At 71.5% G+C, this 17,640-nt stretch carries 16 protein-coding genes; 11 read left to right on the plus strand and 5 right to left on the minus strand.

The genetic code is table 11. The features are described from left to right. Window positions 1–72: 72 nt before the first annotated feature. The gene (locus tag ABD831_RS06240) at window positions 73–981 is read right to left on the minus strand and encodes a serine protein kinase RIO (RefSeq protein ID WP_344943170.1); all 909 of its coding nucleotides are present in this window, start codon (window positions 979–981) and stop codon (window positions 73–75) included. Window positions 982–1,239: 258 nt separating this feature from the next. Between ABD831_RS06240 and ABD831_RS06245 the strand changes: the two genes are divergently transcribed. The 6 genes from ABD831_RS06245 to ABD831_RS06270 all read left to right on the plus strand — a co-directional run bounded on the left by ABD831_RS06245 (window position 1,240) and on the right by ABD831_RS06270 (window position 8,658). After that, the gene (locus ABD831_RS06245) at window positions 1,240–4,599 is read left to right on the plus strand and encodes a CHAT domain-containing protein (RefSeq protein WP_344943173.1); all 3,360 of its coding nucleotides are present in this window, start codon (window positions 1,240–1,242) and stop codon (window positions 4,597–4,599) included. A 61-nt stretch (window positions 4,600–4,660) separates the two neighbouring features. Further along, entirely contained in the window at window positions 4,661–5,536 is an 876-nt protein-coding gene (locus ABD831_RS06250) for a caspase family protein (RefSeq protein ID WP_344943176.1), read from the plus strand. Window positions 5,537–5,664: 128 nt separating this feature from the next. Beyond that, a complete protein-coding gene (locus tag ABD831_RS06255; protein WP_344943179.1) occupies window positions 5,665–6,864 on the plus strand; it encodes an acyl-CoA dehydrogenase family protein in 1,200 nt (399 codons plus the stop codon). Window positions 6,865–6,905: 41 nt separating this feature from the next. Next, window positions 6,906–7,547 carry a YflT domain-containing protein gene (locus ABD831_RS06260; RefSeq protein ID WP_344943182.1) on the plus strand — a complete coding sequence of 214 codons (642 nt, stop codon included), beginning with the start codon at window positions 6,906–6,908 and terminating at the stop codon, window positions 7,545–7,547. Between the two features lie 68 nt (window positions 7,548–7,615). Beyond that, window positions 7,616–8,062 (plus strand): hypothetical protein, encoded by a 447-nt coding sequence (locus tag ABD831_RS06265; protein ID WP_344943185.1) that lies wholly within the window; start codon window positions 7,616–7,618, stop codon window positions 8,060–8,062. Further along, window positions 8,059–8,658 carry a hypothetical protein gene (locus ABD831_RS06270; protein ID WP_344943188.1) on the plus strand — a complete coding sequence of 200 codons (600 nt, stop codon included), beginning with the start codon at window positions 8,059–8,061 and terminating at the stop codon, window positions 8,656–8,658. Before ABD831_RS06265 ends, ABD831_RS06270 begins: the two co-directional genes overlap by 4 nt. A gap of 112 nt (window positions 8,659–8,770) precedes the next feature. On the opposite strand, the gene ABD831_RS06275 is transcribed toward ABD831_RS06270, so the two are convergent. Continuing rightward, window positions 8,771–10,324 carry an aminopeptidase P family protein gene (locus tag ABD831_RS06275; protein WP_344943191.1) on the minus strand — a complete coding sequence of 518 codons (1,554 nt, stop codon included), beginning with the start codon at window positions 10,322–10,324 and terminating at the stop codon, window positions 8,771–8,773. Window positions 10,325–10,388: 64 nt separating this feature from the next. On the opposite strand from ABD831_RS06275, the gene ABD831_RS06280 reads away from it, so the two are divergent. From ABD831_RS06280 to ABD831_RS06295, 4 genes are all read left to right on the plus strand, one after another. Then, a complete protein-coding gene (locus tag ABD831_RS06280) occupies window positions 10,389–11,231 on the plus strand; it encodes a serine hydrolase (protein WP_344943194.1) in 843 nt (280 codons plus the stop codon). 57 nt (window positions 11,232–11,288) lie between these two features. Next, window positions 11,289–12,842, plus strand: coding sequence for a threonine/serine exporter family protein (locus ABD831_RS06285; RefSeq protein ID WP_344943197.1), 1,554 nt, complete (start codon window positions 11,289–11,291; stop codon window positions 12,840–12,842). 104 nt (window positions 12,843–12,946) lie between these two features. After that, window positions 12,947–13,501: a MaoC family dehydratase gene (locus tag ABD831_RS06290; protein WP_344943200.1), complete on the plus strand. Its 555-nt coding sequence runs from the start codon at window positions 12,947–12,949 to the stop codon at window positions 13,499–13,501. 195 nt (window positions 13,502–13,696) lie between these two features. Continuing rightward, the gene (locus tag ABD831_RS06295; protein ID WP_344943203.1) at window positions 13,697–14,635 is read left to right on the plus strand and encodes a type IV toxin-antitoxin system AbiEi family antitoxin domain-containing protein; all 939 of its coding nucleotides are present in this window, start codon (window positions 13,697–13,699) and stop codon (window positions 14,633–14,635) included. Between the two features lie 124 nt (window positions 14,636–14,759). On the opposite strand, the gene ABD831_RS06300 is transcribed toward ABD831_RS06295, so the two are convergent. Genes ABD831_RS06300 through ABD831_RS06310 form a run of 3 tightly spaced genes read right to left on the minus strand, consistent with a single transcriptional unit; the run spans window position 14,760 to window position 16,294 of the window. Beyond that, the gene (locus ABD831_RS06300; protein ID WP_344943206.1) at window positions 14,760–15,365 is read right to left on the minus strand and encodes a hypothetical protein; all 606 of its coding nucleotides are present in this window, start codon (window positions 15,363–15,365) and stop codon (window positions 14,760–14,762) included. 42 nt (window positions 15,366–15,407) lie between these two features. Then, the gene (locus ABD831_RS06305; protein WP_344943209.1) at window positions 15,408–15,884 is read right to left on the minus strand and encodes a hypothetical protein; all 477 of its coding nucleotides are present in this window, start codon (window positions 15,882–15,884) and stop codon (window positions 15,408–15,410) included. Then, the gene (locus tag ABD831_RS06310) at window positions 15,881–16,294 is read right to left on the minus strand and encodes a sigma-70 family RNA polymerase sigma factor (RefSeq protein WP_344943212.1); all 414 of its coding nucleotides are present in this window, start codon (window positions 16,292–16,294) and stop codon (window positions 15,881–15,883) included. The genes ABD831_RS06305 and ABD831_RS06310 overlap by 4 nt, the downstream gene beginning before the upstream one ends. A 382-nt stretch (window positions 16,295–16,676) precedes the next feature. Between ABD831_RS06310 and ABD831_RS06315 the strand changes: the two genes are divergently transcribed. Beyond that, window positions 16,677–17,555: a PHP domain-containing protein gene (locus ABD831_RS06315; RefSeq protein WP_344943215.1), complete on the plus strand. Its 879-nt coding sequence runs from the start codon at window positions 16,677–16,679 to the stop codon at window positions 17,553–17,555. The last annotated feature ends 85 nt before the right edge of the window (window positions 17,556–17,640 follow it).

Below are 17,640 nucleotides of genomic sequence, written 5' to 3' on the forward strand. Positions count from 1 at the left end.
AGGGGATGGAGGCCACCCCACGAACGGGTGGCCTCCATCTGACCTGTGGGCCCTTCGGGACGATGAGCCTCCTCACCAGCGCGACGTCGCCGCCGCCATGAGGTCACCGAAGAGCATTCCCTCGTCGACCGCGTACCCACGACGGGCGAACCAGTCACACATGTTGTGGGTGTCGCGCTCGAGGAACTCCGGGCCGTGCGGGTTGCCGATGACGTCGACGATCTGCGGCCAGTCGATGAGGACGAGCCGGGCCTGGTCCCCCTCGCCCTCGAGGAGCACGTTGTAGGGCGAGAGGTCCCCGTGCGCCCAGCCCAGCTCGGCGAGCCGGAGCATCGCCTCGCGCAGCTGATCGAAGAGCACGGGCAGCAGGTCCGCGTCCGGTCGCACCTGCGCGAGGCGTGGCGCAGCCTGCCCGTCCGAGGTGCCGATGAACTCCATCAGCATCTCGTCGTCGGTCATCTGCACCGGGTAGGGCACGGGCAGGCCCTCGTCCCAGAGGCGCACGAGCGTCTGGAACTCCGCGAACGCCCAGAGCCCGCTGATCAGCTCCTTGCCGAACGAGGTGCGGGTGCGCATGGCCCGCATCTCGCGCGACTTCCGCACGCGCCGGCCCTCGAGATAGCCCGAGTCGCGGTGGAACATGCGGTGCTTGCTCGACCGGTAGCGCTTGCCGGCCATGAGCACGTCCCGGTCGGGTGAGCCCGGCACCCACCGGCGAACCAGGTGGACGTCGGCCTCCTTGCCGGTCTTGAGCACCCCGAGGTCGGCCTCGACCGCGCCGAGGTCGGTGATGACCCAGTCGGGCCGCGGCTTCGGACCGTGGGTGGCACCGTCCCAGCTCGACCAGCGCTCACCCTCGGGTGGGCCGTCGGGGTCGGTGTCGACCGCGTACTGCTCGTCCTCGAGGCCGAGGGCCGTCCGGCTCGTCAGCCGGGACTCGACGACCTCGAGGTCATCGTCGTGAAATGCGTTGAAAGACAAGAGAACTCCAAGGAAGAGGAAGAAATGTGGGCAGGCATGCCCGGGGCCGTGATCGACATGTCACCCTCCTTGGGTCCGGTGCGTCGGTCGTCTTCCGTCGCGGTCGCCACGAGAGTGACGCACGGCGCGCGGTCGGCGCAAGGGAATTATCGGCGGACGCTGGGGTCGTTTGCCGCAATCCGTATCAACGGGGTCGCTCGCCGCTCTACGGTGACGAAGAGGTGCACGTCTCGAGGTCGTCTCGGAGGGAGCCCAGGTATGCCGTCCGCGTCCTTCGGCGGGGGAGCGGTGCGCGTGCGCGCGCCCCGGGGCTACGACGCGTCGGCGGCGTCGGAACGCACGGACCGGGACCTCCCGGCCGGCGGACGACGAGCGGCGGAGCGGGCGGCGCTGGTCGAGGCACTGCGCACCAGTGACTTCGCCGTCGTCGACCGGATCGACCTGACACCACAGCGTGGTCGCGATCTCGACGGTCGGGCAGCGAGCAACCGCCGCGGCACGGTCGCCCTCGACGTCGACGTGCCCGCCGGTGAGGACGCCGTCGTGCTGCTCGAGCGCGACGGCCTCTACTCGTGGCACCTGCCCGTCGGGGCAGGGGAGCGCACCCGGTCGGTCGACCTCGGGCCGCGCACGGTCTCGTTCGTGCTGACGGTCCAGCCCGAACGCCCGAACCGCCCACGGCGGCAGGATCGCTCGCTGGGTGTCCCGGCTCCGGGGACCGACCGGGGACTTCTCGGTGACATCGCCCACGGTGCGCTGCAGGCCATCGTGCTGCGCTTCGCCGCCCCGGTCGTCGGCGCACTCGTGGGCACGGTCGTCGACAAGGTCGTCGAGCACCTCGAGTCGGGCGTGCGCACCGGGCTGGTCCACGTCGCCGGTGGGACGCTCGACGACTGGCGGCCCGTCGAGACCCTCGCGGAGGTCGGGCTGCCCACCGATCGGCCCGCTCGCGTGCTGCTCCTCGTCCACGGCACCTTCTCGTCGACCGCCGGTGCGTTCGGGGCCCTCACCCTCGTGCCCGGGGCGGAGGGGTTCGTCGACACGCTCGTGTCGGCGTACGACGCAGTGCTCGGCTTCGACCACCGCACCCTCAGCGTCGACCCGGAGCGCAACGCGCGCGACCTGCTCGCGCTCCTCGAGCCGCACGACGGTGAGATCGTCGTCGACGTCGTCACCCACAGTCGCGGCGGGCTGGTCACCCGGTCCTTCGTCGAGTCGGTGCTGCCGGGCTCGGGCCTGCGCATCAGCGTCGACTCGATCGTCTTCGTCGCCTCCACCAACGGCGGCACCCACCTCGCGGACCCGGAGCGCTGGCACGACCTCGTCGACCTCTACACCAACCTCGTCATGGTGACCGCGGCCGGCCTCTCGCTCGTGCCCGGCGGCGCCCCCTTCGCGGCGATCGTGGGCAGCGTCGTCCGTGGCGTGGGCGCGCTCGTGAAGTACCTCGTGTCGTATGCCGCGAGCGACCACGGCGTGCCGGGCCTGGCCGCCATGACCCCCGACGGACCGTTCGTCACGACCCTCAACTCCGACCAGCCGGGCCAGCCCCGACCCGGGACCAACTGGCACGTCGTGACGTCCGACTTCCACGTCTCGCTCTTCGACGACCACCACAACCCGCCCGAGTTCCCCCGCGAGCTGGCGGTCAAGCTCGCCGAGGGCTTCGTCGACGGGATCTTCCACGGACGCAACGACCTCGTCGTCGACACGGACTCGATGTCGGCCATCGGCCTGCCGGCAGGCGGCTTCGTCCGCGACACCTTCGCGCTCGGCACCAACGACGTCGTCCACCACGTCAACTACTTCTCGCAGCTGTCGGTCATCGGGGCGATCTCGCAGTGGCTGCCGCTCGGGCTGGGGGCGTCCGACGACGAGGCCAACCTGCCCGACTGGATGACCGCGGGACCCGTCCTCGACGCGTACGGCGAGCAGGGCCGGGGTCTGGACATGGCCGAGGGACAGGAGCCTCCACCACCACCGCCCGCGCCACGGCCCGTCGTGCCACCGCCCACCACGGCAGCCCGACCGCCGACGACGCGGGCACGACCGCCCGTGACGGGGACGAAACCCCGGGCGAGGCGAGCGACGACGGAGACGACCGAGAAGGCCGCCACCGCGGCCGAGCTCGCCGCCGAGATGCCGTCCACGGTGAGCCCAGGCTCGGAGGCCACCGTGCGCGTCCGCCTCGCCAGGCAGCAGCTCGCGCCGACCGAGGGGACCGTCCACGTGGCGCAGACCGTCAACGTCGATGCGGAGCGTCCGGTCAGCGTGCAGGTCTACGCCAAGGACAACGTCGAGGTCCTCGAGACCGGCGCCAAGGTCTTCGGCCTGCCCACCGGGGACTGGGCCAGCGAGGTGACCTTCCGGGTGCGTGCTCTCGCCGCCGGACCGGTGCGCGTGTCGGTCGTGCTGCGTCAGGGCTGGGTGCCCGTCGCCACGGTCACCCTCGAGGCCACCGCGGCTGCGGCCGCCGCGGCCGTGCCCGCAGCCGTCACAGCGGCCGTGCACACGGGCATCGACGCGCCACAGCTCGACGGGCTGCCGTGCCTCGACATCGTCGAGGGTCGACGCGTCACGGGCGAGCGGGTCTACAGCTACGCGCTCCGGCTCGTGCCCGGCGAGCCGGAACAGCTCTTCGAGTCGGCGCCGATCACGGGTCGCGACGACTTCGTGCGCGACCGCATCGCCGAGGTCGAGCGCGTCATCAAGGACCCCGACCTGACGCCACGCCGGCGGATGTCGCAGCTGCAGAACACCGGGACCCTGCTCTTCGAGCAGTTCTTCCCGGAGGACATGCAGGCCTACCTCTGGGAGCACCGGGACCTCGTGCACGACCTCATCGTCTACACGGACGAGCCGTTCGTGCCGTGGGAGCTCGTGCACCTCAAGCCGCCCCGGGGCAAGCGCGGGACCACTCCTCGCTTCCTCGCCACCGGGGGCCTCGTGCGCTGGCAGCTCGGAAGCTTCCCTCCCCAGCACGTACGCGTGCGGCGGGGCCACGCACGCTCCATCTGCCCGGTCTACGCCAACCCGATGTTCAAGAACGACGTCGGCCTGGCCGAGGCGGACTACCTCAAGGACCGGTTCGGGGCCAAGGCCGTCACGGCCACCCCGTCGGGTGTCGAGCGGCTCCTGCGGGGCGGCGGCTTCGACCTGCTCCACTTCTCGGGCCACGGAGCGGCCCGATCCGATGACATCGCCGAGGCGAAGGTGCTGCTCAAGGGCCGGCGGCGCGGCTCGACGGTGAGCGAGCAGTACCTCAGCGCCACCGACGTCTCCGCGAACCTCGACTGGACCGGGCCCGACCGCGTCGGCCCGCTCGTCGTCCTCAACGCCTGCCAGACCGGCCGCTCCGGCGAGCTCTTCACGACAGTCGGAGGCTTCGCCAAGGCGTTCCTCGACGCCGGCGCCTCGGCCTTCGTCTCCTGCCTGTGGTCGGTGCAGGAGGAGCCGGCTCGGGTCTTCGTCGAGACTCTCTACGAGGAGCTGATCAAGGGCACCCCGATGTCACGCGCGAGTGCCCTCGCTCGTGCCGCGGCCCGGGACGCGGACGACCCGACCTGGCTCGCCTACGTCGTGTACGCGAGACCCGACGCCGTCCTCGAGACGGTGTGAGACGGCATACGCCCCAGTCGAACCCGCCACGCTGACGGGTCAGGAGAAGGAAGGAACCACCATGGCACGCAGGGCTTTGTGCGTGGGGATCAACGAGTTCGAGTCGCTGCCGCAGACGAGCTGGCTGAACGGCTGCGTCAACGACGCCAACGACATCGCCAAGGCCTTGCGGCCCCTCGGCTTCACCGGGCGTGCCACGACGGTGCTCACCGACTCCGCGGCCACGAAGAGCGCTGTCATGACGGCGCTGACGAAGCTCGTCGACACGGCCAAGGCGGGCGACCACATCGTCTTCACCCTCTCCAGCCACGGCACGCAGGTGCCCAACGAGCCGGGGGGCGACTTCGAGCCGGACGACCTCGACGAGGCCTTCGCCTGCCACGACATCCGCCAGAAGGGCGACCAGTGGGACCGCGACACGGTCATCGTCGACGACGAGCTGCGGGACCTCTTCGCCCGGGTGCCCGAGGGTGTCCTGCTCGAGGTGCTGCTCGACACGTGCCACAGCGGCACCGGCCTGAAGGACCTCGAGGAGATCATGCAGGCCCAGCTGCTCGGCCGGAAGCCCCGCTTCCTGCCGCCGCCGACGCGCAAGGGCCTGGAGCAGACGCGGGCGCTGCGCACCCTCGCGCCGACCGGCCGCCCCGACCGCAGGGCGCTCGTCGAGCTGACGAAGAGCCGGTCGACGGCCTCGAAGCCCGTGCTCTTCGCCGCCTGCAAGTCCGGCCAGACGGCCTCGGACGCGACGTTCGACGGACGCTCGAACGGCGCCTTCACCCACCTCTTCCTCAAGGCCCTGCGGGACCAGCCGGCGGCGACGCGCGCCGACCTGCTGCGTGCCGTCACGGTCGGCCTCAAGGACGGCGACTTCAGCCAGCGCTCGACGCTCGAGGGCCCGGTCAAGTCCAAGAAGGTCGGCTTCGGACAGCCGTGGTGAGCCTGCACCCGGTGACCGACGACACAGGTGTCGACCCTCACACGACGAGGCGGTGACCGCCCGCCCGGCGCGACGGCATACTCGGTCGCAGTTGACCGAGAGCCCAGACGCAAGGTGGCGATTCGAGCATGTCCCGACTGCAGCAGACCGACGGCCTCACCGAGGAGCAGACCGAGCTGATCAAGCTCGTCCGTGAGTTCGTCGACGAGCAGATCATCCCGGTCGCCATGGAGCTCGAGCACAAGGACGAGTACCCGCAGGCCATCGTCGACGGGATGAAGGAGATGGGGATCTTCGGACTGATGATCCCCGAGGAGTACGGCGGGCTCGGCGAGTCGCTGCTGACCTACGCCCTGTGCGTCGAGGAGATCGCCCGCGGCTGGATGAGTGTCAGCGGCATCATCAACACCCACTTCATCGTCGCCTACATGGTGCTGCAGCACGGCACCGACGAGCAGAAGCAGCACTACCTGCCGAAGATGGCGACGGGCGAGATCCGCGGCGCCTTCTCGATGAGCGAGCCGGGCTGCGGCTCGGACGTCGCCGCGATCAAGACCAAGGCGGTCCGGGGCGACGACGGCGAGTGGTCGATCACCGGCCAGAAGATGTGGCTCACCAACGGCGGCTCGGCCAACCTCGTCGCGGTCCTCGTCAAGACCGACACCGGCGCCGACTCCGTCTACAAGAACATGACGACCTTCCTCATCGACAAGGAGTCCGGCTTCGGCGAGACGGCACAGGGCGTCACGGTGCCGGGCAAGATCGACAAGATGGGCTACAAGGGCGTCGACACGACCGAGCTGATCTTCGACGGCCACCGCACCACGGACGCGCAGATCCTCGGCGGGGAGCCGGGCAAGGGCTTCTACCAGATGATGGACGGCGTCGAGGTGGGCCGCGTCAACGTCGCGGCCCGCGGATGTGGTGTCGCGAGAAGGGCGTTCGAGCTCGGCGTCTCCTACGCCCAGCAGCGCGAGACGTTCGGCAAGAAGATCGTCGACCACCAGGCGGTGCTCTTCCGTCTGGCCGACATGGCCGTCAAGGTCGAGGCCGCGCACGAGATGATGGTCAAGGCCGCGCGCAAGAAGGACTCGGGCCAGCGCAACGACCTCGAGGCCGGCATGGCGAAGTACCTTGCGTCGGAGTACTGCTCGCAGGTCGTCGAGGACAGCTTCCGCATCCACGGCGGCTACGGCTACTCCAAGGAGTACGAGATCGAGCGGCTCTACCGCGAGGCCCCGATGCTCCTCATCGGCGAGGGCACGGCGGACATCCAGCGGATGATCATCGGCCGCCGCCTCGTCGAGGACTACAAGCTCAAGGGCTGATCGGCCCTTGCCCGCGCGTTCCGGGATGCGAGGATGGAGGCATGAGCCTGCAACCGAAGGGTCCGGGGGGACGCCAGGGATTTGCGACGCTGTCCCTGGAGTACCCCATGTCGCTGGGTGTCTTCGAGAAGTACATCGACGCGCAGAAGGCCGTCGACACCTTGTCCGACAACCAGTTCCCGGTCGAGAACTGCCTCATCGTCGGCACCGACCTCAAGCAGATGGAGCGGGTGACGGCCCGCCTCACGTGGGGCCGGGTCGCCCTCGGCGGCCTGCTCTCCGGGGTGTGGCTCGGGCTCTTCGTGGGGCTGATCCTCTCGCTCTTCTCCCGACCCTCCAACCCGATCACCCTGCTGGTCTACACCTCCCTCTACGGCGCCGTCTTCGGTCTCGTCTGGTCACTCGTCGGCTATGGGTTCACCCGTGGCGCCCGTGACTTCTCGTCGGTGAGCCAGGTCGTCGCGACCCGCTACGAGGTCTTCTGCGAGCACAAGTTCGCCCAGCAGGGTCGCCAGATCCTCGCCCAGGCAGGCATCGACGTCGGCAGCCACGGCGGCTTCGGAAGCGCGCCCGTCACCCCGCCGCCGAGCGCCTCGGTGCCTCCAGCGCCCCCGCTGCCACCGGCGCGCCAGGCGCCGCCGCCGTCGACCACCGACGAGCCTGGTCCGCCGCCGGCCGTCTGAGCGCACGCAACGAACGCCGTCGCTCACGTGTCCTTCCGGGTGACGGATCCCCGGCGAAGGAGTGCGTGATGCAGACCCGCAGGCCGATGTCGTATGCCGTGCGCCCCCTGCTCGTGGCGGCGCTCGGTGCCGCGGCCCTGACGGCGTGCGGCACCACCCCGTCACGGGTCCCGGGCGGTGACCCGGTGGGAACCGTGCGCCCGGTCGCGAGCCAACCCGTGTCGGCAGACGGCGCCCTCGCGTGCCCTGCGAGCCTCGCCTCGGCCGAGGCCATGAGCGTGCCGAAGAAGCCCGAGGGTGTGGTGGGTCAGGCGAGGCTGCTGCCCGACCGGCTGCCCAGCAGCCTCGTCGTCTGCGGCTACCCCGTCATGGCCGTGAGCTCGACCCAGCCGCTCACCGCGCCGTTCCGGATGCACGAGCGCACCGTGGTCACCGGCGCGCGCAGCGGCAGGACGTCGTGGACCTGCTCGCGTGGGCGCCGCGGTGGAACGGGCGGGAGCGTGCGTGCACCATGATGGCCGGGGACGAGACGGCATACCTCGTCGGCGCGGCCTACGGCGACGCGGTCGTGTGGGTGGCGGCCAAGGCGGACGCCAACGCGTGCTCGCGAGCGACCAACGGCGACTTCGTCTCCGGCGCACCGGTGGGAGTGACGCTGCGCGAGCTGCTCGCCCACATCCCGCAGCCCGACCGGGGAGTGGCCGCGTGCGGCACCCGCACGTGGGGACGGCTCGGCGACGACACCACGCTCGCGCCGCCCGGTGACCCCGCCGTCACTGTGTGCCGGTCGGCCACCGACGGGACGACCAGGCCCACGCCCCTCGACGCGGACCGGTCACGTCAGGTGGTCGCCGCCCTGCGCGCCCTCGACACGAGAGCCACCGACGGGGCCTGTCAAGGGTCGGGGAAGGCGTCGGATGCGCGGTTCGGCCTCGTGCTCGCGTATGCGGTGGGGCCGGCCGTGCGGGTCGGCGTCGATCCGGAGTGCGCTCCCTCCGTGCTCGGCTCGAACCTCGAGGCGGACGATGCAGCCCCGCTGGTCGACCTCGTCGAGAGGTGGAGCCCACCCGTCCCTGCACCCGACCCGAACGGCTCGGTCTCCTCGCCGTAGCAGGGTGACTCCGCCGGGAGACCCGTCGGGGACTGCGCGGTCGAGGGGTGACAGTCGAGTGCCCACCCTCCGACGTCGGAGAGTGGGCACTCGAGGTGCGGAGGCGGTGGCGTCAGGCGCGAGCGGCCCAGATGCCGGCGATCCACTGCTCGACCTCGGAGGAGCTGCGCGGCATCGCGGCCGAGAGGTTCTCGCAGCCGTCCTCGGTGATGAGGACGTCGTCCTCGATGCGCACGCCGTTGCCGCGGAGCTCGACGGGGACCAGCTCGTCGTCGGCCTTGAAGTAGAGGCCCGGCTCGACGGTGATGATCATGCCCGGCTCGAGCTCGGCGTCGGAGTACTGCTCGCGGGTCGCGAGCGCGCAGTCGTGCACGTCGATCCCGAGGTGGTGGCTCGTGCCGTGCACCATCCAGCGGCGGTGGTACTGCCCGTGGTCGGCGTCGAGGGTGCCCTCGACGTCGACGCCCTCGGGGAGCAGGCCCCACTCGTGGAGGTGCTCGGCGATGACGCGGATGGCAGCGGCGTGGACGTCGCTGAACTTGTTGCCCGGCTTGCAGGCGGCGATGCCCGCCTCCTGCGCGGCGTACACGGCGTCGTAGATCCTGCGCTGCGCGTCGGTGAAGGTGCCGCTCACCGGCAGGGTTCGGGTGATGTCGGCGGTGAAGAGGGAGTCGACCTCGACGCCCGCGTCGAGCAGCAGCAGGTCGCCGTCCTTGATGTCACCGGTGTTCTTGATCCAGTGGAGGGTGTTGGCGTGGTCGCCGCTCGCGCAGATCGAGTCGTAGCCGACCCCGTTGCCGTGGTGGCGGGCGTGCAGGCCGAAGACGCCCTCGACCCAGCGCTCGCCGCGGCCCCGGCGGACCGCCTCGGGCAGGTCGGCGATGACGGCGTCGAAGCCCTTGTGGGTGCCGTCGACGGCGTCCCGCATCTGCTCGACCTCCCACTCGTCCTTGACGAAGCGGAGCGTCGAGAGGAAGGCCGCGAGCTGCTCGTCGGCCTCGCGCTGGCGGTCGACGCGCGTCTCGGCCTCGGCGGCCTCCTGCGTCCCGGCTGCGGCGGCGCGGGCCTTGTCGACCCCTGCGGCGATCTCGGCGTCGGCGTCGCGCACCACGCGGATGGTGACGTCGCCGGCGTCCTTGCCGACGGCCTCGCCGAACTCGTCGATGTGGCGGGCGGTGAGGCCGAGCTCGGACTCGATGTCGGCGAGGGTCGGGCGGGCCCCGACCCAGAACTCGCCGTAGCGCGAGTCGCCGAAGAACTCCTCGGTGTCACGGTCGGCGAGCGGGCGGAAGTAGAGGACGGCCTCGTGGCCGGTGCCCTCGGCTCCGTCGCTCTCGCCATCGGTGGGGCGGCGCGGCTCGAGGACGAGGACGGCATCGGGCTCGCGGTCGCTGCCCAGGCCCGTCAGGTGTGCGAAGGCGCTGTGCGGCCGGAAGACGTAGTCGCAGTCGTTGCTGCGCACCTTGAGGCCGCCGGCAGGGACGACGAGGCGCTCACCGGGGAAGGCGGCGCTCAGCGCGTCGCGACGCCGGGCGGCGTGGTCGGCGGCCTCGGACCGAGGGGTCACCTCGGTGCTGCGTGGCGCCCAGCCGCTCGCGACGAACGCCCGGAACTCGTCGGTCGTCGGGGGCTTGCGGCTCGGTGAGGTCTTCTGCTCTTCACTCATCACCGCGACATCGTGACACGGCATTGCACCACCGTCACAACCAGATTGCTCGTACCTTCTCCTCATGGGTCCCTCAGCCACGGTCAGTCGCCGCGCCCTGCTCCTCGGCGGGACGTCCCTCGCCGTTCCGACCGCCTCACTCGTGGCGGCCGGCCCCGCGACCGCCTCGGGCATCGACACGCCGGCCGCCCTCAAGGCTGCGCTCACGAACTACCTCCACGGCCGGGTCGGCACCGTGGGGCTGCTGCTCCACGACCACCACACCGGACGCGAGGTGGCCTACAACACCTTCCGCAACGAGACGCTCAGCACGATCAAGGTGCTCGTGCTGGTCACCCTCCTGCGGCGCAGCCAGGAGCGCGGGGTGGCCCTGACATCGACCCAGAGGACGCTGGCCAGCAGGATGATCCGCTACAGCGACAACGCGGCCACCGACTCGCTCATCGCGCAGGTCGGCCGGACCTCGATCCTCCGGGTGGCCCGCGACGTCGGGATGAGCTCGACCACGGTGCAGACCGGCTCGTACGGCGCCTCGTGGTGGGGCTACTCGACGACGGTCCCGACCGACCTCGTGCGCGTGCTGCGCAGCATCGTGCTTCCCACCGGCTACCTCACGACGGCCAGCCGGACCTACGCCCGCGACCTCATGGCCACCGTCACGGCGAGCCAGCGCTGGGGCGTCTGCGACCCACCGCTGCCGACGTCCGTCTTCACCGCCGTCAAGAACGGCTGGGGGCCGCGCACGGGTGGCTACCGAGTCAACTCGCTCGGATACGTCCACGGCAACGGCCGCTGGTACTCCCTCGCGATCCTCTCCCGGAGCCCCAACGGGTTCACCTACGGTCGCGCGACCGTGAACGCCGTCTCGACGCTCGTCTACTCGGCCCTGGACGTGCCGCTGACCTGAGGGCAGCAGAGCCCCCCGCGCAGGGGGCGTGCGGGCCCGGTGGCATACGGTCTGGGGGTGGCCCGCACCGACCGAACCGCCCGGCCGACCACCGCCCACCGGAGCCTGCCCTCGCTGAGGGCGAGCACCCGGCGGGCCATGAGACCGAGCGGGCCGCCGACCGACGAGATCCCGATCTGGACGGCGCCCGACGGGGTCGACTCGGTCACGGCTCAGGCCGTCATCGACCTGGCCATGCGAGCCGGCGTCGCGATGATCGCCACGGGCGCCGCGGCCGCGGACGTCACTGCGACCGTGCTCACCCTGACGAAGGCGTACGGCCTCAGCGGGGTGCACGTCGACGTCACCTACACCTCGGTCACCGTCTCCTACCACCGCGGCCCGAACGCCGACCCCATCACGGTCATGCGCATCGTGCGCTTCCGCGTGCAGGACTACACCCGCCTCGAGCGCCTGCGGGGGCTCATCGTGGAGCTGTCCCAGGAACCGGTGCCCGTCGACGAGGCGCGGGTCCGCTTCGACTCGGTCATCACCGCGCCCCACCCCTACCGTCGTTGGCTGGTCACGGTCGCGGGCGGCGCGCTGGCGGCGGGCGCCGCGGGGCTCGTCGGCGCCGGCCCGTTCATCATCCTGATCAGCTTCCTGACCGCGACCGTGGTCGGGCGCGTCCTGACGTGGCTCACCGGCGCCGGCGTCGCCGCCTTCTTCGCCCAGTGCGTCGGCGCGGCGATCCCGACAGCCGTCGCGACCCTCGTCGTGGTGGCCCAGCCGGCCGGCCTCACGTACGTCGGCGACGTCTCGCCGTCGTTGGTGGTGGCTTCCGGGATCGTGCTGCTGCTGTCGGGGCTCTCGGTGGTCGGCGCCGCGGAGGACGCCCTGGAGGGCTACTACGTCACGGCGGGTGCGCGCGCCTTCGAGGTCATCGTGCTCTCGCTCGGCATCGCGGTCGGCATCTCCGTCGTGCTCTCGCTCGGCAAGCGGCTGGACTACCCGATCGCGATCAGCTCCCAGACGCTGCTCAGCGACGACGTGGTCGTGCAGGTCGTCTGTGCCCTCATCATCTCCGTCGCCTTCGCCGTCATGTCCTACGCGACCGGGACGGCGGTGGTCGTCGCTGGCCTGGCGGGCGGCGCGGGCTGGGTCGTGCTCGCACTGGCCGAGCGGACCCTCCAGCTCGGGGCGGTCACGGCCTCGGCGACCGCGGCCCTCGTCATCGGCTTCGCGGCCCGGCTCGTCGCGCGCCGGCTGGCCATCTCGCCGCTCGCCGTCACGACCGCGGCGATCGTGCCCCTGCTGCCCGGCCGGATGGCCTACGAGGGCATCTCGCAGCTCGTGACGAACCCCGACGGCAACGGTTTCGCGGTCGGCGTGCCGACGCTGCTGCAGGCGTTCGGGCTCGGGCTGGGCCTCGCCGCCGGGGTGTCCCTCGGCACGTACTTCGCCGGCCTGCTCGTCGCCAAGAGCCAGGGCGTCCGGCCGCGTCCGGCTGCCGGCGCCACCCTGCCCACCGACCCCGACCCGGCGGCCACGGGCAGCACCGCGCCCGTGCTGTCCGAGACGCGCGACCTGCCCGTCGTGCCGGACGACGCGGTCGGGCTCCGGGCACCGTGAGCAAGCACACGGCATACGACCATGGGCGTATGCCGCGTGCTCGGGCAGGCTGGTAGCCGCTCGTCCCAGCGGGGCCGGGCGATCACTCTCGACGAGGAGCGGCAATGCAGTTCGGACGCAGCTACGAGGAGTTCGAGGTCGGTGCGGTCTACCGGCACTGGCCGGGCAAGACGGTCACCGAGTACGACGACCACCTCTTCTGCCTGCTGACGATGAACCACCACCCGCTGCACCTCGACACGCACTACGCCGCGGGGTCGACCCAGTTCGGCCAGAACGTCGTCGTCGGCAACTACGTCTACTCGCTGCTGCTCGGCATGTCGGTGCCGGACGTGTCGGGCAAGGCCATCGCCAACCTCGAGATCGAGTCGCTGCGCCACGTCGCGCCGACCTTCCACGGCGACACGATCTACGGCGAGACGACCGTTCTCGACAAGTGGGAGTCGACCTCCAAGGACGACCGCGGCGTCGTGCACGTCGAGACGATCGGCTACAAGCAGGACGGCACGGTCGTGTGCATCTTCCGCCGCAAGGTCATGGTGCCCAAGGACAACTACCTCGAGGCGCGCGGTGGCGAGCAGCCCGGCCGCCCGGTCCCCGTGCCTGACAAGAACTGGCCCGGCCACGACGCCCCGGCTCCCGAGTCCACCCCGTCCTGACCCACCACTCCCCGCCCCCCTGCCTGACCCCGCAACACACCGAGCAGTCGCCAACCGCTGCGGTTGCAGCCGTCCCATCCGGCGGTTGCTCGGTGTGTTGCCGGGTGTCCACATCCCCCGCCGCGGGGTCAACGCCGTCCACAGTCGTGGCACTGGACGTGGTGGCCGTGCCCCGGTTGATCCGACGATCACGCCATGGACGCACGCATCCGGGCCCTGGCCGACGCGCAGGACGGCGCCTTCTCGGCGGCGGAGGCCGCAGCTCGCGGCATCGACGCCACGGCGTTGCGCAGCGCCTCCCGCGCGGGCCAGATCGTGCGCGTCCGGCGGGCGGCCTACGTCGACCGGGCGGCGATGCTCGCCGGTGACCCCGATGAGCGGTTTCGACTCGTCGCGATGGCCGTGATCCGCACGAGGCCGGGGGACGCCCTCAGCCACCACGCGGCGCTGGCCCTGCACGGGCTTCCGCTCTGGGGTCATGACCGGGCGCGCATCGATGTCCTGGGCGATGCCCGCCAAGTCGTCCACAGGGCCGGTGTCAGTGTGCGGCCGCGCGACGGGGCTCACGTCGAGCAGGTTCGCGGCCTACCCGTCGTGAGCGTGGCCCGCGCCGTCGTGAGCACGGCACTGACGATGGGCCCCACGTGCGCGGTCGTCGCCGGCGATGCCGCGCTCCACCACGGGCGTGTGCGGCTCGACGACCTGCTGCACGAGGTCGCGCGGGTCTCGCCGCACGAGGGACGGCAGCGCGCTCTCGATGCGGTTCTGCGGATGGATGCCAAGGCCGAGTCCGTCGGCGAGTCGCGCACGCGCCTGATCCTGCAGGACTTCGGACTCCCTCACGAGAGCCAGCACGTCATTCGGGACGAGTTCGGCTTCGTCGCCCGAGTCGACTTCCTCGTCGACGGTGTCGTGCTGGAGTTCGACGGGAAGCTGAAGTACCAGCGCTGCCGCGACCGGGAGGACGGGCCCGAGGTGGAGCCCGGAGAGGTCGTGTGGCTCGAGAAGCGGCGCGAGGATCGGGTGCGCCGGCTGGGCCACCCGTTCGAACGCGTCGTCTGGGAGGAGCTCGCCCGACCGCTGGTCCTTGCCCGACGGCTTCGAGAGGCGAGTCGGAACGTGCGCAGCGCCTGAGCCCCGCAACACACCGAGCACTCGTCGATGCCGGCGGCTGGAACCGCAGGGGTTGGCGGCTGCTCGGTGTGTTGCGGGGGGGCGGCCGCTGAGGGTCGCGCGCTGGAGCCGGAGAGATGGCCCATCACGGGGTGGGCGGACCCCAGCCGGCCAGGGTCTGGGTCTCTCCGCCGCCCGTGACGGTGACCGTGCCCCTGACAGACGGGTTCGTGGCCCGGGCGACGAAGGGGGTGCGGCCACCTTCCGGCTTGCCGTAGGTGACGGTGAACGCGTCGGCAGGATCGGTCGAGGTCAGCTCCACGAGGCCGGACGAGACCCACCCGACCGCGAGATCGTTCTCCCGACCCGGGCCGGTGCCGGTCCGCGGGGCGACGGCGACCTGGAGGTCGCCCGGGTCCGTCTCCACCGGTCCGCCCGGGACCCCGAACGTCCGACCGGACGGGTCGCGCCAGAGCATGACCGAGGTGCGCGGGCTCAGCGTGACCACCGTGGCAGTGACCCCTCCGGCGCGGCCGAGCCGAAGAGCCGCGCCCTCGCCGAGCGAGGTGCCGGCCAGGGGTGTGACCTTCTCGCGGCTCCACGTCACCCCGATGACCGTCTCCGCGTCGACACCGCGGATCTCCCAGACGAACACCGAGCCGACGACCCGCCTCGTGCGGACGTCCCGAAGCGCGGCCAGGGTGCCGGACCCAGGTTCGGTGCTCGGCGCCGTGACGACTCTCGTCAACACGTGAACATCCTGCTCGTCTTCCGGGCCGGTGAGTGCGTATCCCTAGACGACGCCCTTCTGACCCGACTCCACCGGCATCAGGAAGCTCACCTGCCCCGCACCGGAGGCGGCTGCGAGGCGCGTGATGGTTCGGCGGACCGTCGCCCCGTCGTACAGGGTCCAGGTCTCTCGCACCCTGCCGTCACTGTCTGGTGTGACCGTGACGTCGACGCCCAGCCCATCCCGTATGCCGTCGCTCGACGTCGTTCCGGTGAGCGGGCCGGTGGCGACAGGGGCCGTGATCTGCGTGGCGCCGGGAGGCAGTGCTGGGAGGGCCCGGGGCTGGTCCGTGCCGAGCCGGACCGCGACGACGGCGATCACGGCCGTCGCGGCCGCGACGAGACCCGTCGCGGCTGCGCGACGACGGCGGACGACACGGTGCCCTTCCGACAGCACGGCCTCGGTGCTGAACGTCAGACCGGCGACGTCGCTCGCGTCGGCGAGCGCCGCCCTGATGTCCGTGTCCGGTGTGGCATTCATCGGGCGCTCCTTCCAGCGTCGGTGCGTGTCCGGTCCGGGCGCGGGCCGTCTGGCTGCGTCGCCGACTCCTGCTCGGCGACGGCCTCGGCTCGCTGCGCGGTGGAGAGGGCGGCTCGCAGGGCGGCCAGGCCGCGCGAGCCTGCACTCTTGACGGCCCCGACGGAGATGCCGAGCGCCTCGGCCGTGGCCTGCTCGGACAGGTCGGTGTAGTAGCGCAGCACCACGACGGTGCGCTGCTGCTGTGGCAGGGTGCGCAGCAGTCGGACGACCTGGTCGCGGTCGTCGCTCGTGCCCTCGGCGTCTCGCTGCCGCCCACTCGAGGGCCTGCGCCCGGGCAGCTCCGGTGGGTCGTCCGTCGACACCTCGCGCCGGGTCGCGCGCCACACGTCGGTTCGGTGGTTGACCAGCACGCGTCGTGCGTAGGCCAGCGCCTCGCCTTCGCGGACGCGTGGCCATGCGACGTAGGTCTTGACGAGCGCGGCCTGGTCAGCTCCTGAGCCCGGTGGTGGTCGCCGGTCAGGAGCCACGCGGTGCGCAGCAGGGCCGGGCCGGCCTGCTCCATGAACATCGTGAAGTCGGCATCTCGCGCCTCGCTGCGACGGCTCACGTCGTCCCCCTGGTCTCAAGCCTCATGCCGGTGTCTACGGACCGGACGGCCCAAAGGTTGCCACGCCCCGCAACACACCGAGCACTCGTCGATGCCGGCGGCTACAACCGCAGGGGTTGGCGGCTGCTCGGTGTGTTGCGGGACTTGGGGCTGGGTGGGGAGCGGGGCAGCCCTAGTGTGGGGGCGTGGGAGCGACCGGGACAGGAGCGGGTCCGGTCATCGACCTGCACACCCACTCGACGGTCAGCGACGGCACCGAGACGCCGACCGAGCTCGTCGCGGCGGCGGCCGAGGCAGGCGTCGACGTGCTGGCCATCACCGACCACGACACGGTCGCCGGCTGGGCCGAGGCGACGGAGGCGGCTCGGCTGCACGGGGTCGGGCTGGTGCGCGGCATCGAGATCTCGTGCGCGTGGCGCCACTCCTCGATCCACCTCCTGGGCTACCTCACCGACGCCGAGAACGCGTCCCTGGGGGAGGAGCTCGCCCGCGCCCGGGACTCCCGCACGACCCGGCTGGAGCGGATGGTGGCGCGCATGGCGGCGGACGGCATACCCCTCGGCTACGACGAGGTGCTCGCCCAGGTTGGCCCCGGCGCCACGCCCGGACGTCCGCACATCGCAGACGCCCTCATCGCCAACGGCACGATCAGGCACCGGGACGAGGCCTTCCGATCGTGGCTCGGTGACGACTCGCCCTACTACGTCGGCCACTACGCACCCGACCCCGTCCGGGCCGTCGAGCTGGTGCGCGCCGCGGGCGGCGTGCCGGTCATCGCCCACCCGTTCACCCGCACCCGTTCGGGGGCGCTGGACGACTCGCTCGTCGAGCGGATGCGCGAGGCCGGTCTCGTGGGCCTCGAGGCCTACCACCGTGACCACGGGCCTGCGGAGGTAGCTCGGGCGACGGCGCTCGCCGAACGGCTCGGGCTGCTCCTCACGGGATCGAGCGACTACCACGGTGAGGGCAAGCTCAACCGGCTCGCGGAGAACACCACCGCACCGGACGTGCTCGACGCGATCGAAGCCGCGTCGAGCGGGGTCACCCAGGTACTGAGGCCGTGACGTTTTCGAGTCGCCGGAGAGGGCTGAGAACGGTCTCGTCGCTCCCCGGAGTGACTCTGTCAGCTGTAGTACCGTGCCGGTGAAG

This window comes from Terrabacter ginsenosidimutans, assembly GCF_039539425.1.
Classification (GTDB): domain Bacteria; phylum Actinomycetota; class Actinomycetes; order Actinomycetales; family Dermatophilaceae; genus Terrabacter; species Terrabacter ginsenosidimutans.